This window comes from Marisediminitalea lipolytica, from assembly GCF_001758465.1.
In the GTDB taxonomy this organism is placed as follows: domain Bacteria; phylum Pseudomonadota; class Gammaproteobacteria; order Enterobacterales; family Alteromonadaceae; genus Alteromonas; species Alteromonas lipolytica.
This window is the reverse complement of sequence record NZ_MJIC01000010.1, coordinates 505,692-530,811: the sequence shown is the minus strand read 5'-3', so window position 1 is coordinate 530,811 and position 25,120 is coordinate 505,692. Positions and strand designations below refer to the sequence as shown.

Sequence of the window (25,120 nt, the reverse complement as noted above, 5' to 3'; positions counted from 1 at the left end):
GTGGAACTATCCCAATTAACGGCAATTTCTCCGGTCGATGGTCGGTATGCCTCTAAAACTGGCGAGTTACGGTCTATTTTTAGTGAGTACGGCCTGCTTAAATACCGGGTAGAAGTTGAAGTCAGATGGTTACAAAAGCTGTCTGAACTGGACGGAATTACGGAAGTTCCTGCCTTCTCTACTCAATCAAACGCCCTGCTGGACAGCATTGTGGCTGATTTTTCGGTAGATGATGCCCGTCGCATCAAAGAAATCGAACGTACCACTAACCACGATGTAAAAGCGGTTGAGTATTTCTTAAAAGAAAAAGTTGCCGACAATAGCGAATTAAACGCTATCAGTGAATTTATTCATTTTGCCTGTACCTCAGAAGACATTAATAACCTGTCTCATGCTCTGATGTGCCGTGAAGCTCGCGAAGCGGTTATCCTGCCTTACTGCGATCAGTTAATCGACGCCCTTAAAGGCCTGGCTCGCGAATACCGCAGCATTCCAATGATGGCGCGAACCCACGGTCAGCCGGCATCACCAACCACTATGGGCAAAGAAATGGCTAACGTAGCGGTGCGCTTGCAGCGTCAGCGCGACCAGATTGCCGCCGTCAGCCTGCTGGGTAAAATTAACGGTGCGGTAGGTAACTACAATGCTCACCTTTCTGCCTATCCTGAGTTGGACTGGCATGGTATTTCTGAAGAGTTTGTAACCAGCCTGGGCATCACCTGGAATGCGTTTACCACGCAGATCGAACCCCATGATTACATTGCCGAACTGTTTGATGCTATTGCGCGTTTCAATACCATCCTGCTCGATTTCGACCGTGACGTTTGGGGTTATATTGCGCTTGGTCACTTTAAGCAAAAAACCATTGCCGGCGAAATTGGTTCTTCTACCATGCCGCACAAAGTTAACCCTATCGACTTCGAAAATTCAGAAGGTAACTTAGGCATCGCTAACGCCATCTTTGATCACCTGGCCGCTAAACTACCGGTATCACGCTGGCAGCGTGACCTGACCGATTCAACGGTGCTGCGTAACCTGGGTGTGGGTGTTGGTTATGCGGTAATCGCTTATCAGGCGACCCTGAAAGGCATTAGCAAACTGGAAGTAAACGAGCAAAGCCTGCTAACCGAGCTGGACAACAACTGGGAACTGCTGGCCGAACCAATTCAAACCGTAATGCGTCGTTACGGCATTGAAAAACCTTACGAAAAGCTTAAAGAGCTGACTCGTGGTAAAAAGGTTAACGCACAGGTTATCGCTGAATTTATCGATAATCTGGAAATGCCGGAAGAAGCTAAAGCACAGCTTAAACAGCTGTCGCCACAGGCTTATATTGGCGATGCAATCCGTCTGGTAGATCAGTTACTGGGCGAATAAGCCTTTGCTACGCTTGGCAACGCCTAATGACAGGAGTTGCCAAGCATGCCCATTCTCACCACCACCCTGCCGCCTTCGCAGCAAACCATAACGCAAGTCAGAACAACCCTGAAACTGACCTTGCAGGTGTTCTTCTTTGCCCTGCTGCTGCAACTGCCCGCCTTGTGGTATTTTGCCAGCCTGTTTTCGGCGCAAAGTATAAACTGGTTATTACATACAGCCGGCCTGTTACTTCTGGTTATTGGCCAGCACCGGCTCCCACTGAATCAGTTTAAAGTATTGTTGTTTGCTTTTTACTACAGCTACCTGACATGGGTATTATTGCTGTGGCCCGGATTGTCTAACACCCACTACTTCTATCTGCTGGCGGTGGTGATTGCCGGCTTTGTTTTTACCCGCAACGAAAAACTCAATCAGATGATTATTCTTAGCGGCGCTATTTTCCTTTTTTGTCTGTTTAGTGTGAGTCATTATCAACCCCACACGCCCTTCGGTTTACTGCAACTTTCCAATGACCTGACCCTTGGTGCACTGAGTGTAGGCATCTACTTTTTGCTCAGGCGTCAGGCGCTTCAGCGTTGGAGCGGATTAAAAGGCGCGCATCTGCAATCTCTGCAAACACTTAATCAGTTACTCCCCCCTAACCCCGAACGCCCCAATGAATACTGGCAGCCAGGCACCACCCGCTGCTTCAGTCAGGTCAGCGTGCTTTTTGCTGATTTACATGGCTACACCGCCCTGAACCGCCAGTTTGGTGATGCCCAAACGGTTAGTGCCCTGGCGTCGCTTTATGCCGCCATCGACAAACTTACCGAGCATTATCCGGTGCAAAAAATAAAAACCAATGGCGATCAGTATATTGCAGTAAGTGGATTACAAGCTCAGTCAAACCAACACTATTGCACCACGCTGTATCAGTTTGCCTGTGCACTCCATGGTATTATTCGCCGCTTTAGCAAAGCGCATGACCTGCCTTGCACTGTCCGTATTGGTATCGCAACCGGCAGGGTAACAGCCGGTATCATTGGCAAAAACCGCCCTTACTTTGATATCTGGGGCGATACCGTTAACAGGGCCGCCTATTTAGAGCAGGTTTCTGCCACTGGCAAAATCTCGGTTTGTCCGCTAACCGCATCCCTGCTGCCTGAGGGCTTCGTTGCCAGTCAGCGTGCGCTGAACAGCGCTAAACATCCTGATCTAACCCATTATTTTGAACTGTCCGGCCAACGAAAAATCCAGCGCTTTTCATTTGAAACCCGCTAAAAGAGGAGGATAATAGGTAAAAATTCTTAACCAGAAAAAACGTGCTTAACTTTAACATTGCCTCCTTTCTTAGCGACCACTGGCAGCAAAAGCCCTGTGTGTTACGCAACGCCATACCAGATTTCACCGACCTGCTGGACGAACACGAACTTGCCGGACTCGCGATGGAGCCCGACTTTGACAGTCGAATCATCAGTAAACAGGGCGATGACTGGACTATCCAGCAAGGCCCGTTTACGGAATTTTCAGCCTGTCAGGGCCACTGGACGCTGCTGGTTCAGGGCGTGGATAAATATATAGAGGAAGCCAGCAACCTGATGGCGCAGTTTAACTTTATACCTAACTGGCGCGTTGATGACCTGATGATCAGTTTTGCAGTTCCGGGGGCTGGCGTTGGCCCTCATACAGACCAGTACGACGTATTTTTGCTACAGGGCAAGGGAAAACGCCGCTGGCGCGTGGGCCACCCTGACGGCTTAACGGCGATTCAGCCCACAGCCGGATTATGTCAGGTAGAAGGCTTTGAGCCACTGATAGACTGCGAATTAAACCCTGGTGATATTTTATATATTCCCCCTGGCTGGGCTCATGATGGTGTCGCAGTTGAGGAAAGCCTGACCTATTCGGTTGGCTTCAGAGCCCCGGATCAAACCCAGCTAGCCAGTTATCTGGCTGAATATCTGCAAACCCGTCACACCCCATCCAGGCGCTATACGGATGCGGGTCTGTTAGCGACACAACAGGCCAGCGAGGTCTCCGACGAGCAATTGAAAGCACTTAAAGCGATGTTGCACGAGGCCATCGACGCCCCGGGCTTTGAGCAAACTTTACTGACCTTATTAAGTGAACAGGGTTTGGAGCCTCTGGGCGACGACGAAATTACCTCTGATATATTGCGGGATATTCTGGATAATCAGGGACTTATTTACAGAGCCGCAGGATGCCGACCGTTGTTAAACCGGCATACGCCGGACCAGCTTTATATTAATGGTGAAGTGGTTACCTTTAACCCGGTTAACTTCGAAAGCATGCTTACCCTTACCAACAAACTTGTCGTTGACCGCACAGATATGGCAAATAGCGAAGATGAGTTGGATATTTTTTGTACGTTTACTAAACTTGTCCGCATGGGTTATTGGGAAGTTGCGCCTGATTAATTGTGATTGCAGGCTGTAGTTGTACTTCAGGGTAGACCGCTGACTGGGTTAGTAAACAAGGTCAGTATTTCAATCGTCGAGGGCATGTATGGAATATAAAGTACAACCGGTTCTCTGGCAGGACGCCTCTGAGCAGTTAAAAACGCTGAGAAAGGCAGTTTACGTTTTAGAATGGCGGCTCCCGGAGTCGACCGAGTTTGATAAGCGTGATAGTAAGGCTGTCCATGTGCTGCTTTTCAGCGAAGACAATACCCCTGTTGCCACTGGTCGTCTTACCCGTGGTGGCGAAATCGGCCGTATTGCCGTACTCCCCAGCCATCGCAATCTCACTGTCTACAAAACCCTGTTTGCCGCTTTGCTTAGACTTGCCGATATGCATAATATCGACAAAATTCACCTGCAATCAGAGCTTGGCAGCGTCGACTATCATCGTGAAAAAGGGTTTCAGCCGGTAGGTCCGGTGTTTATGGAAGCTGGCATCGCCATGCAGAAAATGGTTTGCCAGCGCCAGAACTTCAGCTATCCGGACGTGCGTCACATTCACTGACGCACATCTGGAAGCAGCTTATTTCCAGAGTTCAGCACGCTCTTGCAGCAAATAGATACGCTCAGCCCGGTCTGCCAGTAATTTGGCATAAGCGGTCTGGCTTTCATCGTTGCTGGCGTTGTTCTGTACCAGGTTTTCGGCCTTAATTTGCCAACTCATAGAAAAATGCTTTAACGCGCTGCGGGCATCATCAGCCACACTGGCAAGCATAAAGTCAGTGGGTAAATCACCGGTCAACACCCAGTAAACCTTGCTATCCAGCGCTTTAATTTTCCAAATGGCAACCAGAGGCGGTAAATAACGGGATTTCTCTGTATCCACGCTGTCAAATAACACCCCTTCCTGAGCCAAAAACTGATTAGCCTTCTGGAATTGCTCTCTGGCCCAGTTTTGAATTTGTTCTTCGGTTAACGGTTCTAATTTTTCTGTCATTGTTATTATCTTCTGGTTATACGCTGTAACAGCACCTGCAATGGATGCTTAGGTTTAAATTGTTCTACACGGCCCACCTGACTGCGACAGGAGTAACCGGTTGCCATGATTTGTGACGGTGCGTAGCGAGACACTGCCTGTTCCCAGCTCAGGGCATAAATACCCAGCGAGTTTTCTTTGTTGCTGGCTTCGTGCCCATAGTTACCTGCCATACCGCAGCAGCCCACCTTAACGATATCAATCGGCTGGCCCACTTTAGCAAATAATGCCTGCCAGGTTTGCTCTGTTTTCGGTAACGCAGTTTTTTCGGTACAGTGAGCAAACAATGCCATGGGCGTATTTTCAGCCGACGCCGCCGATTGCCAGCAACTATCGGCCAGCGTCGCAAGCCATTCGTGCACGGTATGAACGATAAAGTCACCACGGGCGTCGCCGATGGCTTTATACTCATCGCGATAACACAGGACTAGCGGCGTATCGACCCCAACCATTGGCATATTAAGCGCGGCAACCTGGTTTAAAAACGCCGCCGTATCGGTGGCGGTCTTGGCAAATTTATCCAGGAAACCGGCCACATGGATAGGCTTACCATTAGGTTTAAACGGCAGCAGCACCGGAATTTTACCCAGCGCACTAACCAGCCTGCCAAAATCGGCAACGACCCGAGCGTCATAATAGCTGGTGAAAGGATCCTGCACGATCAGCACATAATTATCACGTTCTTGTTCCGGCACCTGTGCCAGTGTGGCTAAATCGAAAGACTGCATAACATCCCGGGACTGCTCTGCCAGTGTGGGCACCGACAATAGTGGCGCATCAACATAGCCGGCCACATTTTTGAGCACCGAGCCAGCCAGCGCATTACCGGTTAACAGGTTGGACAGTTTTGGTAGCTTCGCCATCAGCGGCGTTAAGGTTTCAACATTAGCCACCAGATGATGCTTTAACGGCCGCAGATAGCGCTGATAATAAACATTCAGGAACTTCGCACGAAACTCGGGTACATCGACCTTCACCGGACACTGACTGCTACACGACTTACAGGCCAGACAGCCGTTCATCGCTTCGAGTACCTCGTGAGAGAAATCTTCATCCTTGTTACGGCTGTTCTTCCACCGGGTAAACCAGCTGGCTTTGTATTTTCCAGCCATCAGAGCCTGCTGATCCACCCCCTGGCTGGCCAGTAAACGTAACCATTCGCGGATAAGGCCTGCGCGGCCTTTCGGGCTGTGGCGTCGGTCACGGGTGATCTTGCTGGAAGGACACATCGGGGATGTAGTGTCGTAATTAAAACACAAGCCGTTACCGTTACAGTCCATCGCTGGTTTAAAGCTGTCTTTAAACGTTACCGGAATCGTCCGGTCGTAGGTAGCGCGTTTAGTATCACTTACTTTTACCAGTTCATCATCGCTGTCGATGGGCGTACATATCTTGCCCGGATTCATTTTATTGGCCGGGTCAAACGCGCCTTTAATACGGCGTAATTCGTTAAACAGCTCTTCACCAAAGAAAGCCGGGCCGTATTCACTACGGTAGCCCTTACCGTGTTCACCCCACATCAGGCCACCATATTTGGCTACCAGAGCGACGACTTCATCAGAAATCTGATGCATCAGCTTTTCCTGCTCAACGTCGCATAAATCCAGCGCTGGCCGTACGTGTAACACACCGGCGTCGACGTGGCCAAACATGCCATACTGTAAACCGTGCCCATCTAACAGGGCTCTGAATTCAAGAATAAAATCTGCCAGATTTTCTGGTGGCACACCGGTGTCTTCGGCAAAGGCAATAGGCTTCTGACTGCCTTTGGTATTGCCCAATAACCCCACCGACTTTTTGCGCATGGCGTATATCTTATTGATATCAGCACGGTCGTAAGTTAACTGGTAGCCAATAACGCCGTACTCACCGCTTTGCGCAGCGGCGGTTAATTCTTCTTCCAGGCGGTCAATGCGCTGCTTAATTTCATCCAGGTCGTTGCTGTTGTACTCAACCATGTTAAGGCCAAGCATTTCCTTGCCCGGCACGTCTTCAATCAGGTTGGCGATGGAATGCCAGATAATATCGGTGCGGGCAAGGTTTAATACCTTACTGTCAACGGTTTCGACCGACGTTGCCTGCGCCGCAATCATTCTTGGTGCGTGTCTTAACGCCGATTCAAAGGAATCGTATTTGATATTGACCAGCGCGGTATGGTTAGAAATTTTTGTCAGTGAGAGTTTTGCTTCGGCAACAAATACCAGTGAGCCTTCTGAGCCGGTAATTAAACGGCTTACATCAATAAGCTGCTTCTCTTCGTCATAGGCATGCTCAAGGTCATAACCGGTTAAAAAGCGGTTCATGCGCGGGAATTTCGCCAGAATATCCTGTCGCTTACCCCGACACGTGTTTAATACCTGGCGCAGAATACGGCCATAGGTATCGCTGCGGGCGGCTTTTTCTTCGGCTTGTGCCACTGTAAGCGGTGTGGTTTGCAAAATTTCACCGTTGGCAAGTACAGAGGTAAGGCCTAGCACGTGATCACTGGTTTTACCGTAGACGAGCGAGCCCTGCCCCGATGCATCAGTACTAATCATGCCGCCCATAGTGGCACGGTTACTGGTAGATAAATCCGGCGAGAAGAAATAACCATGGGGGCGCAGCGCATCATTCAATGCATCTTTAACCACCCCGGACTGCACCCTGACCCAGCCTTCCTGCGGGTTTATTTCCAGGATTTTGTTCATATGCCGGGACATATCCACCACAATACCATCGGTCAGACTTTGACCATTGGTGCCGGTACCGCCGCCACGTGCGCTAAATTTAACCGTGGGATGCTGGTTAGCCAACTCACCAATTATCTGTAAATCACTGATCCCTTTTGGGTGGACTACCGCCTGGGGTAACTTTTGATACACCGAGTTATCGGTTGCCACGGCAAGGCGACTGCCATAGCTGTACTCAATATCACCAGAGAAAGCGGATTTCTCCAGTTGCCCGATATAGGCTCGGTAATCTTCTGAAAGGGTCGATTCGACAGGTACTACGGGTAAATTCAAGGCTAGACTCTCACTCGTGAATAGGCGGACAAGTATACCTAGGCTGGCGATCTGTCTCCACTGTTAGTGTGGGATTTTTTATCTCCAACGGTGCTTATATATACCGTTGTGGGGCGAGATTTGGATTATAAACGTGCGTATTTAAGCCAATTTAGCAACGCGCAAAAAATGACGACTAACAAAATAGCTATAGTCATTTAAACAAACCGCTATACTTACAAAAAGTAGTAGGAAACTTGTTATGGCGATTAAATCAAACCTGAGCACGGCAGTCCGTTTAGTGCGTGGCGTAATTGGCATTTGTGTAATGGCTTTTGTCCTGTTCAATGGCGATCTGATCGACGATGCATTTATCGAAATTTTGCTAGGCATCTTTGGCTTGTTAAACCTTATTTCATTGGTTTCAGGCTGGTGTCCCGTGTATCATCTTGCTGGAATCAATACCCGTAAAGCCTGAGGCTGACCCACTAACCCAATGCAGCAAATAGCTAAAGTAAAACAAGATAGATCCATAAAAGCCCGCCTCATCTGGGCTTGTCTGGGTGTGTCATTGCTGGTGTCTGCCATTTACGTAACCGTGTCTTACCGTTTAACCGCGGATATTTCTGTGCGGTCAGAATTAAAAGCCATGGCGAATTCATTAAACCTGATTAATCAGGAGATAAGCCATCTAATCTCAGAACAGAAACTCAAAGATACCATTGACCTTGTTATTCGAGCGGCAGAACCCACCCCGGGGTTTATTCTGGTCACCTCAGCTGACCGTCGGTGGCTGGCTAATGCCGGCCTGGAAGAACAAACCATAGACGCATTAACAGAGCATCTGGCAGGATTACCGGATAACGCCGAACCATACGCATTCGCCGGTAATCGCTATTTGTGGCAACGAATCCACTCTGGTGATTACGTCATACTCTACGTGCAAAAAACAACCGCACTGGACGATATCCTTGCCTTTGTGGGCAAGCGCCTGTTGATTACCTCGGTGATTGTTTTCTGGATAGCCGTGTGGCTGGCCCTGACCCTGGCGGCACTTATTGCCAAACGTGCTAAAGAAATTAACGAAACCCTGGCTTATATCGCCACCCACGATTCCCTGACAGGCTTACCTAACCGTTTACACCTGATAGAGCTGCTGGAAAACGCATTAACCGCCGATCCCAAAACTAACGCGGTCAGCGAAGGCTGCTTGCTGGTTATCGATCTGGATAAATTTAAAGAAGTGAATGACTCCTTTGGCTATTCCGCCGGCGACATTCTGCTTAAAGAAATTGCCGAACGATTGGCCAGACTGATTAACGCCCCCGCGGAACTTATTCGCACCGGCGGTGATGAATTTATAATCTGGGCTCCCTCTTGGAATGTTGATGACGCCAAAGCGCTGGCGGTGGAGATCGTTAGCAGTTGTAATTCCCCCATCATTATCAATGGTCTTACCGTTAACAGTGGCGCCAGCATCGGCATATCGCATTTTCCCAGCCAGGCAGAAAATACGGCGGGACTGATTGTTTGTGCCGATACCGCTATGCATCAGGCCAAGACCATGCGCAGTGGCTGGCAGGTATACCAGGACAACAAAATTGCCGATTACAAAGACATCCTGCAATTACGAGCCGAACTAACCGAAGCCCTGGCAGAACAGCAAATTATTTTGTTTTATCAGCCCAAAGTAGATTTAATTACTGGCGCCATTACCGGCGTAGAAGCGCTGTGTCGCTGGCAGCATCCTCGTCTCGGACTGCTGGGGCCTGGCCAGTTTATCGATTTAATTGAGCATTCGGGCAAAGTGCAGGAGTTTGGCCGCTATATTATTTCCCGCGCGTTCGAACAAGCCGAAAAATGGCATCGTGAGGGTATACTGGTGCCCATCGCGATTAATATGTCGCCCTACAACCTGCTGGATCCGGGACTGGTGGATTTTATTTCGGACTCACTCGAAGCTCATGACCTGCCAGCTCGTTTTATTGAAATAGAGCTCACTGAGAATGAAACCTGCATTAACATCGATTACATCCAGTCCGCGCTCGAGCGCATAGCGTCACTGGGTGTTAGTCTTGCCATTGACGATTTTGGTACCGGCATGAGCTCGCTGGCATACTTGTCGGAGCTCCGCGTCAATGTGCTCAAAATCGACCGCATCTTTGTTCACGACATGGCAACCAATAATGGTCACCGGGCAATTATTGCGGCCGCCATAACCCTGTCGCAATCCTTCGGCTGTCACATGGTGGCAGAAGGTGTTGAGACGCAGGAACAAGTGCAAATGCTGGTTGAAATGGGCTGTAAAGCCGCACAAGGCTTTTTATTTGCTAAACCCATGGCGGCCAGTCAGTTAACGCCATTACTCACCCAAGCCATCCCTTTGCACAGTGCCGCCGGCTAAATCCAACAACCTGCGGTTATAATTTATTACATTTATAGAGTTGGATTTTCAGCAAAGTTGACTAAACTGCATACGATTAATTTTGTCAGGACTGCGTAAGCAATGTTAAAAACCATTAGATTAAGCCTCGGTGCACTACTGTTTATCAGCGGGATCATTCTTACCCTGCTGCCGGGCTCTATTCTGCTGGTTATTGCCGGACTGATGCTACTGAGTTACGACTGGCCCCGGGCCCGTACCTGGTTAAAGTTTTTTCAAAATCAAATGGCCAGTTCCGCGCGCAAGCTGGACCGTTTATTACTGTTCAGACGACTGCGTAAATCCCGGGTCCGTTAAACCAGCTCATAGGTGGCATAACATCCGGGCTGGCTTGTTACATCTCTTCGTTAAACAAAATAACCACTGTACCACCGCTTAAATTGCTGCCCGCGTTGAGTGAGACACCAATCCCAAGGTTATCCAACCAGCTGTCAGGGCCGCTGGTGTCAACCAGCCAGCCAACGCCAAACTGATAATAATGACTGGTGACCATAGGCGCTGTGGCATCACCGGTGAGATCAATTCGCCGTAACAGTGTTCTCACCTGAGACTGCCGACCAAACACGTTGGGCGTTTCGTAGTGAAACGTCAGGGTATTGCTAAAACGGCCGGTTTCGATTTGCGTATGCTGATTGTGATTGTCAGTAGCAAAGGTTCTGCCCAACGCATGGCGATACTGAATTTTATAATCAAAACGCTGACCGAAAAGATGACCCCGATAGGTGGCGCTCACCACCGGGTCGACCAGCCAGGCCTGATAGGACGTGTTTAACACCTGGCCATCAAAAAAGCCGCGTAACAGCAGTAAGGTTGGATCCTGATAATCAAAGCTATTGTGGTAGTAAAGATACTGCCCCCCCATAGCGAATGACAGCGTCCATTGCTTACGCAGCTGATACTCCCAGCCTTTCTCGCCGTAAAGGAGATACGATTCTTCATCAAAGGTATTAATGAAGTCGGGGTTGTCATAGACGATATCCTGCTCCGAACCAACGTAAGACACTCGCACAGCATAATGGCTCAGCCAGCCTTTGGCGATTTTTTTAGGCTTGAATGACCAGGGTAAAGAATAAGAGCGCAGTGATTTTCTCAGCGCAAAAGACTCTTCATTACCTACGTCAAAATCGCCAAAGTCAGCAAAGGCGTTGGGATCAAAGTCCATGATGCCCAGAGAAATAAGCGAAGAATCCGCCACCACTACCGTCATCGCGGTATTTTCAGCGACAAATTCCGCCACGATATGATTAAGTTCATCAGTAAAAGACGATTCCTGGGCGGTCGCCTCCAGATGAAAGCCCAAAGTCATTAATAAGCCTGAATAGGCAAGCCCGCTTCGGTTGCGCTGTACCATGAGTCCTTCCCTTGTTCAGCATTGTTCTGACTTAACGATAACAGCACCAATAAAAAAGGCCAGCACAGAGGCTGACCTTCTAAATGGTATACGGCTTAAATTAACCGAGTTTTTCTGCCAGGTATAACCAGGTTTCAACCACGGTATCCGGGTTAAGCGAAACCGAATCAATGCCCTGCTCTACTAACCAGGCAGCGAAGTCTTCGTGATCTGATGGACCTTGTCCACAGATACCCACGTACTTGCCACGCTTCTTGGCAGCCTGAATCGCCATCGCCAGTAACGCTTTAACTGCTTCGTTACGCTCGTCAAACAGATGCGCAATCAAACCAGAGTCACGGTCAAGACCAAGCGCCAGCTGAGTCATGTCGTTTGAACCAATCGAGAACCCGTCGAAGATATCGAGGAACTGATCGGCCAGCAGTGCGTTAGACGGCAGTTCGCACATCATGATAACGCGCAGACCGTTTTCGCCTTGCTTAAGACCTTGTTCAGCCAGTAATTCGATAACCTTGCGACCTTCTTCCAGCGTTCTTACAAACGGGATCATGATCTCAACGTTAGTCAGGCCCATTACGTTACGTACGCGTTTAATGGCTTCGCATTCCAGCGCAAAACAGTCACGGAAATCATCAGACACATAACGGCTGGCACCACGGAAGCCCAGCATCGGGTTTTCTTCGTCCGGCTCGTACTGGTAACCGCCAACTAAGTTAAAGTATTCGTTAGACTTAAAGTCAGACATACGAACAATCACTTTTTCTGGCGAGAACGCAGCACCGATAGTAGAAATACCTTCAACCAGTTTCTGGATGTAGAACTCTTTCGGTGATTCGTAACCGGCGATCATATCGCTGATTTCTTCTTTCAGTTCTTCCGGCTGAGTGTCAAAGTTCAGCAGTGCTTTAGGGTGCACGCCAATCATGCGGTTAATAATAAACTCAAGACGGGCCAGACCAACACCCTTGTGTGGTAAACGGGCAAAGTCGAATGCACGATCCGGGTTACCCACGTTCATCATCACTTTGGTTGGTGATTCAGGCATAGAATCGATGCGCGATGTGGTTACATCGAATTCCAGTTCCTGGTTGTAGATATAACCGGTATCACCCTCGGCGCACGATACGGTAATCTTGTCACCGGTGCTAATAGAGTCTGTCGCGTTACCACAGCCTACTACTGCCGGAATACCCAGTTCACGGGCGATGATTGCCGCGTGACAGGTACGGCCGCCACGATTGGTTACAATCGCAGACGCTTTCTTCATGATAGGTTCCCAATCCGGGTCAGTCATGTCCGTTACCAGCACGTCACCAGCCTGGATCTTGTCCATTTCTTCAATTGACGCCAGTACCTTAGCCTGACCAGCACCAATCTTGTGACCAATTGCGCGGCCTTCACACACAATACCCGCTGAGCCTTTCAGCTGGAAGCGTTCGATGGTTTGTGCATCTTCACGGCTGCGGACGGTTTCAGGACGCGCCTGAACGATGTACAGTTCGCCATCCACACCATCTTTAGCCCACTCGATGTCCATTGGACGGTCGTAGTGTTTTTCGATGATTTGTGCCTGTTTAGCCAGTGCCATGACTTCGTCGTCGGTTAACGAGAATGTTTTGCTGTCGGCCGGGTCAATATCAACGATAGTTACCTGGTTACCGTGACTCTGATCGGCAGAGTAAATCATTTTGGTTAGCTTGCTACCCAGGTTACGGCGCACAATGGCTGGCTTACCGTTATCCAGGGTTGGCTTGTGAACGTAAAATTCGTCCGGGTTAACCGCGCCCTGCACCACCATTTCGCCTAAGCCAAATGAACTGGTTACAAACACAACGTCTTCAAAACCGGATTCGGTATCGATGGTGAACATTACGCCAGAAGAAGCAATGTCACTGCGAACCATGCGTTGTACACCGGCAGACAGTGCTACGCCCTTGTGGTCATAACCCTGGTGCACACGGTAAGAGATAGCGCGGTCGTTAAACAGTGAAGCAAATACGTGCTTAACTGCCACAATAACGGCGTCATAACCTTTCACGTTCAGGAAGGTTTCCTGCTGACCGGCAAAAGACGCATCCGGCATATCTTCTGCGGTGGCAGAAGAACGTACGGCAAACGACGCTTCATCACCTGCGTTACCTTGCAGAGTTACAAACGCACTGCGAATTTCTTCTTCGAGTTTGCCCTGGAAAGGGGTATCGATGATCCATTGGCGAATATTTTTACCGGCTTCAGCCAGTGCTGAAACATCGTCAACGTCTAACGAGTCCAACACTTCATGAATTCTAGCTTCAAGTCCGCTTTGCTCTAAAAATTCATTAAACGCATAGGCTGTTGTTGCAAAGCCTCCAGGTACTTTTACACCTGCGTTCGCCAGGTTTGAGATCATCTCACCTAACGAGGCATTTTTTCCGCCAACACGATTAACATCGTGCATGCCTAACTCTTGATACCAAAGTACGTACTCTTGCACTTTACAGTCTCCAGCTTGTCACTTTCTCTTTACGCTCACAAAATGTGAACTGATAGGGTAGAGGTTAAACCATCACCAAAATTAATTGAGGCTGGCTTTTCCATAAGGAAATTCTAAAATGCCGCTTATAAGAAAGTAAAATTTTATTTCATTTCGTAATAAATTTACGACAAAGTTAAGGAGTTGTTGTGCGCACTGCATTTTACATTTCGGACGGTACTGCTATTACAGCAGAGGTGTTTGGCCACGCTTTATTGTCACTTTTCCCTACAGAATTTAATCATAAGACAATTCCTTTTGTTGAAACTGAAGAACAAGCGTATGCCGTAATAGAAAAAATTTCTGAAAGTTTTCAAGATACCGGGGAACGCCCGCTTGTTTTTTACACAGTAGTAAACCCGGATATTCGGCGAGTCATCGCAAGATCTGTGGGAATTAACTACAATTTTCTTGACCAATTTGTCGCGCCATTGGAAAAAATCATCGGTGTTCCATCAAAACCAGAAAAACATCGCACCCACAGTATTCACGAAAAAACCTATGATATTCGGATTGAGGCTGTTAACTACGCTCTTGCTAATGACGATGGGTCAAATCTGAAAGACTATAAAGAAGCCGACATTATACTGGTTGGCGTATCCCGCTCCGGTAAAACCCCTACCAGCCTTTATCTGGCCCTGCAGTACGGTATTAAAGCGGCAAATTATCCGTTTACCGAAGAAGACATGGGCGACATGCTGAAACTGCCCATTGCCTTGCGCCAGTTTAAACATAAACTGTTTGGCTTAACGATTGAAGCAAACCGACTCAGCCAAATCCGTTCAGAACGCAGGGCTAATAGCCGTTATGCATCAATCCAGCAGTGTCGGATGGAATTACGGGAAGTGGAAAACCTGTACCGCAAAGAAAAAATCCCCTTTCTTAACAGTACTAAGTACTCCATTGAAGAAATATCGGCAAAGATCCTTGCCGAAACCGGATTGCAGCGGCGCAAATATTAACGCCGCAGCCTGATTTACTGGCGGTTAAATCGCGCTAACAATGGGTCAAGCGACGCTTCAAAAGGTTGCCAACGTCCCTGCCCTTTGCGGTTAATAGGCTGGCGAACCTGTTCGGCACTGGGGGTTTTAATCAGTCTTTCGGTTTGATAAAAATCCAGACACGCCTGCTCAAAGGGGATACCCAGGTAATCCAGCATCCGCTTAACCTGCCCCTCCAGATCGTCCAGCACGTCTTCGTGCTGCACGCGCAGTACCGCCCCGGGTAACACCTCATCCCAGTGAGCCATCAGCTTTTCGTAAGCCTGATAATAGAGGCCAACTTCATCGAGACCGTAAGAAAAATCCTGTCCCTCGCCAAATAACTGTTTAAAGTTGCTGAAACAGCAATCCAGCGGATCCCGTCGTGCATCAATGATTTTTGCGTTGGGTAAAATGCGTTTAATAAAGCCCACATGCATAAAGTTATTGGGCATTTTATCGATAAAGAACGGTGCTGAACCGCGGTAGTAACGGGTTTGTTGGATAAACTGCTTACCCAGCTGATAGCATTGATCGGCCGACAAATCAGCCAGACAATAAGGATAAGGCTTGCCTCCACTGGTACTCTGTGCGCCCACCGACGATGCCAGACTCAAGATATTATGCAGTTCCATGGTGCCGTCAATGTCGCTGTGCGATGCCAGAATTTGTTCCAGCAAAGTAGAGCCAGCCCGTGGCATGCCCACAATAAAAATAGGCTCAGGCGATGGAAAACCGCCTTTTACGTTGGCAAACACCGCTGGCGTGCAAGCATCAATTTGCGCAGCTATGGCGTCTTCAGTGCGGGTTATGTCATACCCCACGGAGATCAGCTTAAGCTTATTTCCCTTTTCGTAATACTTAAACGCAGCCTCAAACTGTTTAGCATCCTCATAGCCTTTGCCCAGCGCAAAACACAGATGAATGCGGTCATCAACGCCCACCGAAGGATCCGCTTCAATGGCGGCCATATTAGCCAGCGCATCCTCGTCAAAACGATATGACTTCATATTGGCCAGACTCCAGTATGCGTCACCAAACTGCTTATGGTAGTGCGCTGCCTGCAAATAGGCCTCTACGGCTTTAGCACTTTCGCCTGTGGTTTTATAAGCATGACCAAGAGCCAGCCACACACCAGGACGATCCTGGTCTTCTTCGATTAACGCAGTAAAAATAGCGATAGCGTCGGCGGTTCGGTTGATACCCAATAACGCGTTGGCTTTCGCCATCAGAATTTGCAGGTTATCCGGGTAGGTTTGTAACTGCTGATCGCTGATAGTTACAACTCGCTGATGCTTGCCTAATTTTGCCAGTAGCCCAAGGTAAGCAATCACCGCACGCAGGTTATCCGGATACAACTCAACACAGCTTTCCAACAGGAATTCCGCGTCGTGGTAAACCTTCAGTTGAATGCCCAGCTCAGCCAGCAACAACATTCCTTCAGGATGATGTTTGTGCTGTTGTAAAAACTGCCGGCATACCTGTTCAGCGCTGGCCAGCTGTTTTTCGTACATCAGGTCGTAGGCCCCAAGAATGGGCGCAGGCAACTGTTCGAGATAAGCAATATGTTGTAACGCCAGTTGTTCAGCGTTAGTGTCCTGATGCTGCCGATAAATATTCAGCAGCTGTTTCCAGCTTGTCATTAACGCCGGATTATAATGGGTAGCCTTAAAAAACGCGCTGGCAGCTTTATCCGGCTGATTTAGCGCCTGATAATTATAAGCCAGTTCCTGATATGCCCGGCCATGTTCTGGCCGAAGATTTAATAACTGTTCCAGTTCGCCAATGGCGGTGTTGAATTGCCCTGCCATCCGCTGCGTTACCGCCGACAAATAAAACAGCTCAACTTGTTGCACTACAGCCAACTCGCTGGTCTTTAAAGAGGCTATCAGTTGCGCCGCCTGAGACAGGTTCTTACTTTGTAACGCACGCTTAATTGACTGAAACTGGATGGAAAAATCTTGTGACATAGGAAATTACGTTCTTGTTCTGACCACGAAAAAGGCAGGCTTTCGCCTGCCTTACAGCTCTTATTATGTATTAATATCAGGTATTAATAATAATCGAAAGAGAAACGTACACCCATGGTACGCGGACGGTTGGTAACAACCTTAGGCGTAAACTGCTGAGTATCCACGTTCAGGATAGCGGATTCGTCGAACAGGTTGTCGATGAACAGCTCTACTTTCCAACTGTCGTCAGACATACCCACAGACACGTTGCTGATAAAGTAGCTTTCCTGCACGTAACGGCCACCACGGAAGGCGTTGCCGTCAGCGTCGGTGAAGGTAGCCCCTTCGTATACGGCCGCTTCGTCTTCGATTTTCAGGCCAGAGCCCATGCCGTAGATGTGACGGGTGGCATCTTCCATTACATAGGCGTCCATTACCATGCCGGCTAAACGGTCACCAGTGTAGGCAACTGAGGCATTAACAAAACCTTGTTGGCCGCCATCCAGCTCAAAGTAGTAACGCGCATTGATGTTACCAGAGAAGCTTGCAGTGTAAGGCAGTTCGCTACCTACACCAGCGGCAATGCCTTCAAGCTCAGGGTTAACACGAGTCAGCTCGGTATCAATCATGCTGAAGGCTGCGTTAACGACTAAGTCATCGGTTGCCAGCCAGGTGATATCAGCATCCAAACCTTTAATCTCAGCATCACCTACGTTGTCGGTGAATACCAGGAAGCTGATGTTTGTGGGGTCAAAACGTGAAGTTTGCAGTTCGCCGATTTCAGAGTAGTAAGCTGTGGCGTTGATACGCACGATACCGTCTAAGAAATCACCTTTCATACCCACTTCATAGTTATCCAGAGTATCCGTGGTGGAGTACACAGGAATACGGAAGCCTTCAAACGCGCCAGACTGGTTGTTCGACAGACCACCACCTACACGGTTGGTGACCGGCGGACGGAAACCTTCTGAATAGTTAGCAAAGAACAGCACGTCTTCACTCATCTTCCAATCCAGACCGAACTTAAAGATAGTGTCGTCTACGGTTAATACGCCGTCAGAGCCTAAATCGCCAACTTCAAGCTGGCCGCTGGCTACGGCTGCGGCTACTGCATCCGGGTCCAGGCCAACGGCTGCCAGTTCATCCGGATCCATTGAACCAAACGCTTTAACACGGCGGGTTACGTCAACGGTAGTGGTTGAACCGGTGTAGATATCATCAATCTGATACCAACGTGCGCCTAAGCTCGCCGTCAGGGTATCAGTAATATCATACTCCATCTGACCGAATACCGCAATCTGCTCAATTGTGTGAGTAATATCGTTAGCAAAGCTGATTTCAGACGGGAACGGACCGCCGTCACTGTTGATACCTTCATTGCCCACCAAAGTGCGCTGCAGGTTATCAAAACCAAAGGTGGTCATTTCGGTGTTAGCAATCTTAAACTGACCGACTGTAGCCACTTCCTGTTCGTCGTAGAACAAACCAGCTGTGATGCGGAATGGCGCGTCGAACTTAGTGTCGATACGGAATTCGTGCGTCATGCGAGTGCTGGTGGTATCTTCTTTATAGTATTTAACCGGGTCCAGACAGCGAATATCAGCAGGGTTATCCGGGGTGTCGTAGTGGTTACACAGGTAGTACGCTGAGAACAGACCACCGTTGGTGTAGCCGGTGTAATCCGTTACGGTGTCGATTTCGCGGTCTAAATAACCACCGGTGTACACCACGTCGAGTTTGTCTAAACGACCGTCTACGGTCCAGGTGGTTAAACCAAACTCATCTGAGTTTTCATCCGCCTGGAAACGAATCGCCTGGTCTTCAGCGACTGTTGGGTCGTAAGCAAATACACCTTCGGTATCCAGCGATTGCTGAGTGTGCTGAACCAGTAAATCCCAGTCTGAATTAATGTGATAAGACAAACCAAAACGCGCACCGGCATACACCGCGTCGTTAAAGTCATCTTCAACATGCTGACTGTTGCGTGGTGATACCACAGCAGCCGTGCTTGGTGTAATGCCGTTATTAACAATACGACGAGAATCCATCTCAGCCGGATCCGCACCGTAACCTGCCAATGCGCCGCCAGAAATTCGGTCGACTACCACGGCACTGCCGATGTAACCACCGTTACCCGGATTGTTTTCGATGTTATCAATCCAGCCGCCCTGCTTATCGTTGTAAGCAACAACGCGTAAAGCCAGGTCGTCAGTTGGGGTAATATTGATGTACGCCTCAACCGTGTTGCTCATCTCACCGCCTTTGGTGGTGGCGATGGCGGTATCAAAACCAGCCGCAAAACCTGCGTGGTCTGGCTTTTTGGTGATTAAACGTACGGTACCGGCCTGTGAGCTGGCACCAAACAGGGTACCCTGTGGCCCCGGCAGTACTTCCACACGCTCGACGTCGGTGGCAAAGATATCCAGGTTACGACCGGCCATAGAAACCGGCATTTCGTCCTGGTAGAAGGCCACTGAAGGCTGAAGAGCCTGAACTGATGACAGCGTGATGCTTGACTGCGTAGTGGCCGCACCACGGATGTATATTTCGTTCTGGCCAGGGCCAGTGCCCTGGAATACCACATTAGGTAAGAATTCTACGTAGTCCTGGAAGTTGTCGATACCCATGTTTTCCAGGGCATCGCCACTTAATGCTGACACGGCAACCGGCACATCCTGAATAGATTCAGTACGCTTGGTGGCGGTAACTTCGATGGTTTCGAACTGCGCCTTTGATTCGGCTGTTTGAGCAAAAGCGCCGCCTGACGCCAGTGCAGCCAGTACTGCACAACTGAGGTGTGTTTTTCTCATAGAACAAGGATCCTTGTTTATTTTAAGTGAGCTGAATTATTTTTTATTGATTCATTTTTATCGCCATATAGCCTACCAGAAACAAAAATATATTTCTGCACTAACTATTATTGAGTAAATAAAAGTCATTTTTAAGCAAAAAACTCACGATAATCAACAGAGGTCGGATCAACCATTTAATTTCGTACTAATTATTAGCCAAAAGATTTTTTGACAGATCAAATTAAGGTATATTGTACGTAAATAGCTATATTAATTTGTAAATGACAGGATGTAACTTGAGTCAGACAACCACCAACAATCCGGCACCAGCCAAACTTAACACTCCCGTATTTTACTCAGCATCAGGCGCCATACTTTTACTGCTGCTTTTTGCAGTGATTGCGCCGGAAACTGCCGAAAGCCTGTTTTCGACCATGCAGTCTTATGTTGTTGATAACGGCAGTTGGTTTTACGTATTCACGGTTGCCACCATTTTGATTTTTGTGGTTTATATCGGTTTTTCAGAGTACGGCGATATCCGCCTGGGGCCTGATCATGCTAAGCCCGAATTTACGGTTTTGACCTGGCTTTCCATGCTTTTTGCCGCTGGTATGGGCATTGGCCTCATGTTTTTTGGTGTAGCGGAGCCGCTCATGCATTTTATGGCGCCACCCACTGCCGAACCAAATACTATCGACGCCGTGCGTGAAGCCATGAAAATGACCTTCTTTCATTGGGGCTTACATGCCTGGGCAATTTACGCTGTTGTCGCGCTGGTACTAGGTTACTACGCTTTCAGACACCAGTTGCCGCTGACCCTGCGTTCAACGCTGTATCCGCTGATTGGCGATAAAATATATGGCTGGCAGGGTCATGTAGTGGATATTCTCGCCGTTACCGCCACTATTTTTGGTATTTCCACTTCATTAGGATTTGGCGCGAGCCAGATTAATGCAGGTTTAAGTTATGTATTTGGCTGGCCCAATACTACCTTTACGCAAATGGCACTAATGATGTTTGTGGTGGCGCTGGCGATTATTTCGGTGATGACCGGGCTGGATAAAGGGATCCGTCGCTTATCTGAAACCAACATGATTTTAGCCGTTGTACTGCTGGTGTTTATTTTGGTACTGGGCCCAACGGTATTCTTATTACAGGCTTACCTGCAAAATACCGGGGCTTACCTTTCTGATATGGTCCGCAATACTTTTAATTTATTTGCTTATGAAAAAACCGATTGGATTGGTGGCTGGACCATTTTCTACTGGGGTTGGTGGCTGGCCTGGGCACCTTTTGTTGGTCTATTTATCGCGCGGATCTCTTTTGGCCGTACACTCAGAGAGTTTGTGCTAGGCGTATTGCTTATCCCCACTGCGTTTACGCTGCTGTGGATGACCATTTTTGGCAACGCCGCTATCGATCTGGTCCTTAATGACGGTTTCCAGTCGCTGGCCGACATGGTTAGAGACGACACCTCAGTAGCGCTATTTGTGTTTCTTGACCATTTTCCTTTCCATAGTTTTATCAGCATCATTGCCTTGTTAATGGTGATGGTATTTTTTGTGACCTCCTGTGACTCAGGTGCGATGGTGGTGGATATGCTGTGTTCTCATGGCCGCAACGATACGCCGCTATGGCAGCGCGTTTACTGGGCTGTAGGGGTTGGCCTGGTAGCGGCTATACTGCTTTATGCAGGTGGTCTTAATGCCTTACAAACCATGACCATAGTAGCCGCTCTGCCATTTTCTATAATTCTGCTAATAGCAATGTTTGGTTTGCTTAAATCACTCAGGGTAGAAAAGCACAAACGGGACAGCCTTATGGTTACTGCCACTCAGACTGCAGTGGTTGACCATGATAAACCCTGGAAAGAACGCCTGAATGAAATACTGACCTTCCCGAACGAGAAAAAAGTGTCTGGGTTTATGCTGCGTGTGGTTTACCCGGCGATACATGAAGTGTGCGAAGAATTTAAACACCGTCAGTATGATGCATCACTAACCAGTAGCGAAAACCATGTAGAGCTTTCTGTTGTAGTAAATGGTACCAACGATTTTATTTACGCTGTTTATTTAACGCCCACTCAGCAGCCTGATTCGCCGCAATCCCACGATGAGGGGCTGGACTCGGATACCGAACAAACGTACTATCGCGCCGAAGTTCACCTGGCAGAAGGTGGCCAGGACTACGATTTAATGGGTTGGTCTAAGGATGGCGTTATCAATGATGTGCTGGATCAGTTCCAGAAGCATCAACACTTTTTACATCTGCTTAATTAATGCATTCAGGAGTTATAGATTTAATGCGTAAAGATGAGGAATTACTGGTTGCGCTTAGACGCGTAATACGTGCGGTGGATTTACGCAGTAAACAACTGAGTAAAGATGTTGGTATTACCGGCCCACAGTTACTGGTATTACAAAATATCGCCGCCAAACCCGGGATCATGGTAAAAGAAATTGCTGACAGCATTAATTTGAGCCCGGCAACCATTACCAATATTCTTGATCGTCTTGAGTCGCGGGACTTAGCTCACCGTATCCGTAGCACCGAAGATAAACGTAAGGTAGGTGTTTATCTGACTGAAGCAGGTGAAAAGGCCGTAGCCACTGCGCCGCGGCCGTTACAGGACCACTTTGTAGAACGTTTTGGCCAGCTGGCCGAATGGGAACAAAGTCAGATGATAGCCACCATGCAGCGCATTGCGGCAATGATGGATGCAGAATCTATTGATGCCTCACCGGTTCTGGCGGTGGGCATGTTAACCGAGCGTAACGATTAAATAATAGCAAACTCAGCGATATCAAAAAGGCCGGGACTGTTTATTACAGCCCCGGCCTTTTTTTATTCTGCTTTCGCTTTATCGGCCTTTAACGGGTTGGGTCGGCCTCCGGTTACCTTGTCGGCACGTCCTTCCTGAATGGCTTTTTCAGCCCGGCGCTTACGCACTTCTTTAGGATCGGCAATTAGCGGGCGGTAGATTTCGATACGGTCGCCGTCCTTTAATTCTACCGAGGGTTTACAAACCCGGTTCCACACCCCCACCTTGGCGGTGGCTAAATCGATTTCGGTATGAATATCGGTAATCCCGGAAGCCAGGATCCCCTGCTCTACCGTTGAGCCTTTAGGTACGGTTAATTCGATTAACGACTGTTTGGCTGGCGTTGCATAAGCCACTTCAATATTAATTGGTTCATCCATCAGGCATACACCACTTTAGCGCGTTGGGTAAACGCACTGACCATACTGGCCGCCAAGCTGTTAAAAACTTTACCAAAGGCCAGTTCAATCATTTTGCTTTTAAACTCAAACTGCAAACTCAGCTCAATTTTACACGCAGATTCTGACAGCGCCGAAAAAGTCCAGCCGCCGCTTAATTGCTTAAAGGGCCCGTCTACCAGGGTCATTTTTATACTCTGGGCGGGCTCAAGCACGTTCTCGGTTGTAAACCATTGCTTGATGCCGGCTTTTGATACCAGCAGTGCAGCCTGCATGGCGTTACCATGCTGACTGACGATTTTACTATCAGTGCAGCCCGGCAGAAACTCAGAGTAAGACTCAACATCATTAACTAAATCGAACATGGATTGCGCGCTGAAAGCAACCAACGCACTACGCTGTATTTTCGGCATACGAATTTGATACTCCTGCAACTTGGTGCAGAGTTTACCACAAAATCCGTTTTTAAAATAAGCCGTTGTCTCAGCGGATGAGTACCACGAAATTTTTGTTCAGCGACACAGGAAATACAAGACAACTTTCGCGCAATCAGTATAATAGCGGCCATGAAAAAGAATAAAGCAAACTCCTCTGGTACCGGTACTATCGCGCTTAACAAAAAGGCGCGTCACGACTACCATCTCGAAGACAAAATGGAAGCCGGCATTGCACTGCAAGGCTGGGAAATTAAAAGTATTCGTCAGGGCAAAGTTAATATCACCGATAACTACGTGATCATTCAAAATGGTGAAGCGTATTTGGTTGGCGCTCGCATTACGCCGCTAAATCAGGCCTCTACCCATGTTATTTGTGAGCCGGAACGCGCCCGTAAATTGTTGCTTAACAAACGCGAAATAGACCGTTTGATTGGCGCCCGTGACCGCCAGGGTTACTCAATTGTGGCTACCGCCATGTACTGGAAAAAGTGCTGGGTAAAACTGGAAATCTACCTGGCTAAAGGTAAACAGGCGCACGATAAGCGTGACAGTATTAAAGATCGCGACTGGGAACGCCAGAAAGCGCGGGTAATGAAACAGAAAGTGTAGAATAAAATCAGGGTGCTCAGGCACCCTGTTTTGTTTTAATTCACAAGGTATTGGCAAACCACTGAGTGGTGAGTTCCAGCAGCTGTTCATCCTCACCGGCGTTTTCGTCCAGCACGTTAAAGATATGACTGGCGTTTTTTATGACCACAGCCTGCGCCGGGTAGGCTTGAGTTGCCTCGATAAGTCGCATCGCATTTTCTGCTGGCACCACCTCATCAGTACTCCCAGCGATAGCCAGTAAAGCCCCTTTATAAGATGCCATATTGGTAAGCGAACGATTTGCCCTTACCTGTTCAAACCAGTCAATAGAAATATCCAGCGGCGCTCGCCACGCATAGCGCTGGGTGGCATAGCCCTGTGTTTTGGCCTCAGCATACAGGCTATCAAACAGCGGCCGAAAAGCACTCACGCCGTCACTGGCTACCGACGACCAGGCCACAAACGAGCTAAACACCGGTTGCTCCGCTATCAGCAGTTGGGCAATTAAACCGCCCTGACTAAACCCAACAATACCCAGCTGTTGCCCTTCAATGGCAGAATGCTCTTGCAAATATTTGAGCGCCACCCGTGCGTCTCTGACTGCACTTTGTAACGTGTATTTAAGGTAACTAACCTTGCTGTCACCAGTTCCGGCAAAATCAATACGAATACTCGCTATACCTTTGTTAGCCAGCCCGGCCGCCAAACGCGCATAAAGATTGCCCACCTCGTTTTTGTGCGAGGCAGTACCATGCAGCAGCAACACCGCAGGGACGTTTTTTTCTGATTCAGGCAGGTTGATGATAGCGGGGATTTCATGCTCCCCGTTACTCAGATTCAGCACAGATTCTGCACTTATTGCCAGCATGGGAAAAACACTCAGAATGCAGCAAAACAGCCAATTTTTCATATAAATAGCGCTCGGTAACCAGATTAATTTGTACGTTACCACGAATTGCGGGACATAAAAGTAATTGTGTCACGTATTCATTTGTTTCCATCTTATAACTAAAAAGAATTGTAACCATAACGCAAATAGAATTGATTCCT

Annotated in this window: 20 protein-coding genes; 11 read left to right on the top strand and 9 right to left on the bottom strand. The window is 48.4% G+C overall.

Going from position 1 to position 25,120, the window contains the following annotated elements:
* The 4 genes from purB (at position 1) to BFC17_RS07835 (ending at position 4,344) form a co-directional block, all read left to right on the top strand.
* The gene (gene purB, locus BFC17_RS07850; protein ID WP_070175894.1) at positions 1–1,377 is read left to right on the top strand and encodes an adenylosuccinate lyase; all 1,377 of its coding nucleotides are present in this window, start codon (positions 1–3) and stop codon (positions 1,375–1,377) included.
* A gap of 45 nt (positions 1,378–1,422) precedes the next feature.
* Complete coding sequence (locus BFC17_RS07845; RefSeq protein WP_070175893.1) at positions 1,423–2,640, top strand: adenylate/guanylate cyclase domain-containing protein; 1,218 nt, start codon at positions 1,423–1,425, stop codon at positions 2,638–2,640.
* A gap of 41 nt (positions 2,641–2,681) precedes the next feature.
* Positions 2,682–3,797 (top strand): cupin domain-containing protein, encoded by a 1,116-nt coding sequence (locus tag BFC17_RS07840; protein ID WP_070175892.1) that lies wholly within the window; start codon positions 2,682–2,684, stop codon positions 3,795–3,797.
* Positions 3,798–3,885: 88 nt separating this feature from the next.
* On the top strand, positions 3,886–4,344 hold the full coding sequence (locus BFC17_RS07835) for a GNAT family N-acetyltransferase (RefSeq protein ID WP_070175891.1): 459 nt from the start codon (positions 3,886–3,888) through the stop codon (positions 4,342–4,344).
* A gap of 18 nt (positions 4,345–4,362) precedes the next feature.
* Here the strand turns inward: BFC17_RS07835 and BFC17_RS07830 are convergent, their stop codons facing one another.
* Complete coding sequence (locus BFC17_RS07830; RefSeq protein ID WP_070175890.1) at positions 4,363–4,776, bottom strand: DUF4826 family protein; 414 nt, start codon at positions 4,774–4,776, stop codon at positions 4,363–4,365.
* Positions 4,777–4,781: 5 nt separating this feature from the next.
* On the bottom strand, positions 4,782–7,817 hold the full coding sequence (ydiJ, locus tag BFC17_RS07825) for a D-2-hydroxyglutarate dehydrogenase YdiJ (RefSeq protein WP_070175889.1): 3,036 nt from the start codon (positions 7,815–7,817) through the stop codon (positions 4,782–4,784).
* A 241-nt stretch (positions 7,818–8,058) separates the two neighbouring features.
* Here ydiJ and BFC17_RS07820 point away from each other — a divergent pair, with 241 nt between their 5' ends.
* From BFC17_RS07820 to BFC17_RS07810, 3 genes are all read left to right on the top strand, one after another.
* On the top strand, positions 8,059–8,274 hold the full coding sequence (locus BFC17_RS07820; RefSeq protein ID WP_070175888.1) for a YgaP family membrane protein: 216 nt from the start codon (positions 8,059–8,061) through the stop codon (positions 8,272–8,274).
* Positions 8,275–8,292: 18 nt separating this feature from the next.
* The gene (locus BFC17_RS07815; RefSeq protein ID WP_070175887.1) at positions 8,293–10,200 is read left to right on the top strand and encodes a putative bifunctional diguanylate cyclase/phosphodiesterase; all 1,908 of its coding nucleotides are present in this window, start codon (positions 8,293–8,295) and stop codon (positions 10,198–10,200) included.
* 102 nt (positions 10,201–10,302) lie between these two features.
* Entirely contained in the window at positions 10,303–10,536 is a 234-nt protein-coding gene (locus BFC17_RS07810; RefSeq protein ID WP_070175886.1) for a PGPGW domain-containing protein, read from the top strand.
* A 37-nt stretch (positions 10,537–10,573) separates the two neighbouring features.
* Here the strand turns inward: BFC17_RS07810 and BFC17_RS07805 are convergent, their stop codons facing one another.
* On the bottom strand, positions 10,574–11,590 hold the full coding sequence (locus BFC17_RS07805; protein WP_083271632.1) for a Solitary outer membrane autotransporter beta-barrel domain: 1,017 nt from the start codon (positions 11,588–11,590) through the stop codon (positions 10,574–10,576).
* A 100-nt stretch (positions 11,591–11,690) separates the two neighbouring features.
* On the bottom strand, positions 11,691–14,063 hold the full coding sequence (gene ppsA, locus BFC17_RS07800; RefSeq protein WP_070175885.1) for a phosphoenolpyruvate synthase: 2,373 nt from the start codon (positions 14,061–14,063) through the stop codon (positions 11,691–11,693).
* Positions 14,064–14,251: 188 nt separating this feature from the next.
* Here ppsA and ppsR point away from each other — a divergent pair, with 188 nt between their 5' ends.
* The gene (gene ppsR / locus BFC17_RS07795) at positions 14,252–15,064 is read left to right on the top strand and encodes a posphoenolpyruvate synthetase regulatory kinase/phosphorylase PpsR (RefSeq protein ID WP_070175884.1); all 813 of its coding nucleotides are present in this window, start codon (positions 14,252–14,254) and stop codon (positions 15,062–15,064) included.
* 14 nt (positions 15,065–15,078) lie between these two features.
* Here the strand turns inward: ppsR and BFC17_RS07790 are convergent, their stop codons facing one another.
* Together BFC17_RS07790 and BFC17_RS07785 are read right to left on the bottom strand one after the other, a co-directional pair.
* Complete coding sequence (locus tag BFC17_RS07790) at positions 15,079–17,052, bottom strand: tetratricopeptide repeat-containing sulfotransferase family protein (protein ID WP_070175883.1); 1,974 nt, start codon at positions 17,050–17,052, stop codon at positions 15,079–15,081.
* Between the two features lie 83 nt (positions 17,053–17,135).
* A complete protein-coding gene (locus tag BFC17_RS07785) occupies positions 17,136–19,844 on the bottom strand; it encodes a TonB-dependent receptor (RefSeq protein WP_070175882.1) in 2,709 nt (902 codons plus the stop codon).
* Between the two features lie 278 nt (positions 19,845–20,122).
* Between BFC17_RS07785 and BFC17_RS07780 the strand changes: the two genes are divergently transcribed.
* Both BFC17_RS07780 and BFC17_RS07775 read left to right on the top strand, forming a co-directional pair.
* Entirely contained in the window at positions 20,123–22,105 is a 1,983-nt protein-coding gene (locus BFC17_RS07780; protein ID WP_229680895.1) for a BCCT family transporter, read from the top strand.
* Between the two features lie 23 nt (positions 22,106–22,128).
* Positions 22,129–22,608: a MarR family winged helix-turn-helix transcriptional regulator gene (locus tag BFC17_RS07775; protein WP_070175880.1), complete on the top strand. Its 480-nt coding sequence runs from the start codon at positions 22,129–22,131 to the stop codon at positions 22,606–22,608.
* Between the two features lie 62 nt (positions 22,609–22,670).
* Here BFC17_RS07775 and BFC17_RS07770 read toward each other — a convergent pair whose 3' ends face one another.
* Complete coding sequence (locus BFC17_RS07770) at positions 22,671–23,030, bottom strand: RnfH family protein (RefSeq protein WP_070175879.1); 360 nt, start codon at positions 23,028–23,030, stop codon at positions 22,671–22,673.
* Positions 23,027–23,458, bottom strand: a complete 432-nt coding sequence (locus BFC17_RS07765) for a type II toxin-antitoxin system RatA family toxin (protein ID WP_070175878.1) — start codon at positions 23,456–23,458, stop codon at positions 23,027–23,029. The genes BFC17_RS07770 and BFC17_RS07765 overlap by 4 nt, the downstream gene beginning before the upstream one ends.
* 153 nt (positions 23,459–23,611) lie before the next feature.
* Here BFC17_RS07765 and smpB point away from each other — a divergent pair, with 153 nt between their 5' ends.
* Entirely contained in the window at positions 23,612–24,091 is a 480-nt protein-coding gene (gene smpB, locus BFC17_RS07760) for an SsrA-binding protein SmpB (RefSeq protein WP_070175877.1), read from the top strand.
* Between the two features lie 40 nt (positions 24,092–24,131).
* Here smpB and BFC17_RS07755 read toward each other — a convergent pair whose 3' ends face one another.
* The gene (locus BFC17_RS07755) at positions 24,132–24,980 is read right to left on the bottom strand and encodes an alpha/beta hydrolase family protein (protein WP_070175876.1); all 849 of its coding nucleotides are present in this window, start codon (positions 24,978–24,980) and stop codon (positions 24,132–24,134) included.
* Positions 24,981–25,120: the final 140 nt, after the last annotated feature.

Coding starts and splice junctions, on each gene's coding strand:
- BFC17_RS07845 (WP_070175893.1), top strand. CDS start 1,423: ATGCCCATTCTCACCACCACCCTGCCGCCTTCGCAGCAAACCATAACG.
- BFC17_RS07835 (WP_070175891.1), top strand. CDS start 3,886: ATGGAATATAAAGTACAACCGGTTCTCTGGCAGGACGCCTCTGAGCAG.
- BFC17_RS07830 (WP_070175890.1), bottom strand. CDS start 4,776: ATGACAGAAAAATTAGAACCGTTAACCGAAGAACAAATTCAAAACTGG.
- BFC17_RS07820 (WP_070175888.1), top strand. CDS start 8,059: ATGGCGATTAAATCAAACCTGAGCACGGCAGTCCGTTTAGTGCGTGGC.
- BFC17_RS07815 (WP_070175887.1), top strand. CDS start 8,293: ATGCAGCAAATAGCTAAAGTAAAACAAGATAGATCCATAAAAGCCCGC.
- BFC17_RS07810 (WP_070175886.1), top strand. CDS start 10,303: ATGTTAAAAACCATTAGATTAAGCCTCGGTGCACTACTGTTTATCAGC.
- BFC17_RS07805 (WP_083271632.1), bottom strand. CDS start 11,590: ATGGTACAGCGCAACCGAAGCGGGCTTGCCTATTCAGGCTTATTAATG.
- BFC17_RS07790 (WP_070175883.1), bottom strand. CDS start 17,052: ATGTCACAAGATTTTTCCATCCAGTTTCAGTCAATTAAGCGTGCGTTA.
- BFC17_RS07785 (WP_070175882.1), bottom strand. CDS start 19,844: ATGAGAAAAACACACCTCAGTTGTGCAGTACTGGCTGCACTGGCGTCA.
- BFC17_RS07775 (WP_070175880.1), top strand. CDS start 22,129: ATGCGTAAAGATGAGGAATTACTGGTTGCGCTTAGACGCGTAATACGT.
- BFC17_RS07765 (WP_070175878.1), bottom strand. CDS start 23,458: ATGCCGAAAATACAGCGTAGTGCGTTGGTTGCTTTCAGCGCGCAATCC.
- smpB (WP_070175877.1), top strand. CDS start 23,612: ATGAAAAAGAATAAAGCAAACTCCTCTGGTACCGGTACTATCGCGCTT.
- BFC17_RS07755 (WP_070175876.1), bottom strand. CDS start 24,980: ATGAAAAATTGGCTGTTTTGCTGCATTCTGAGTGTTTTTCCCATGCTG.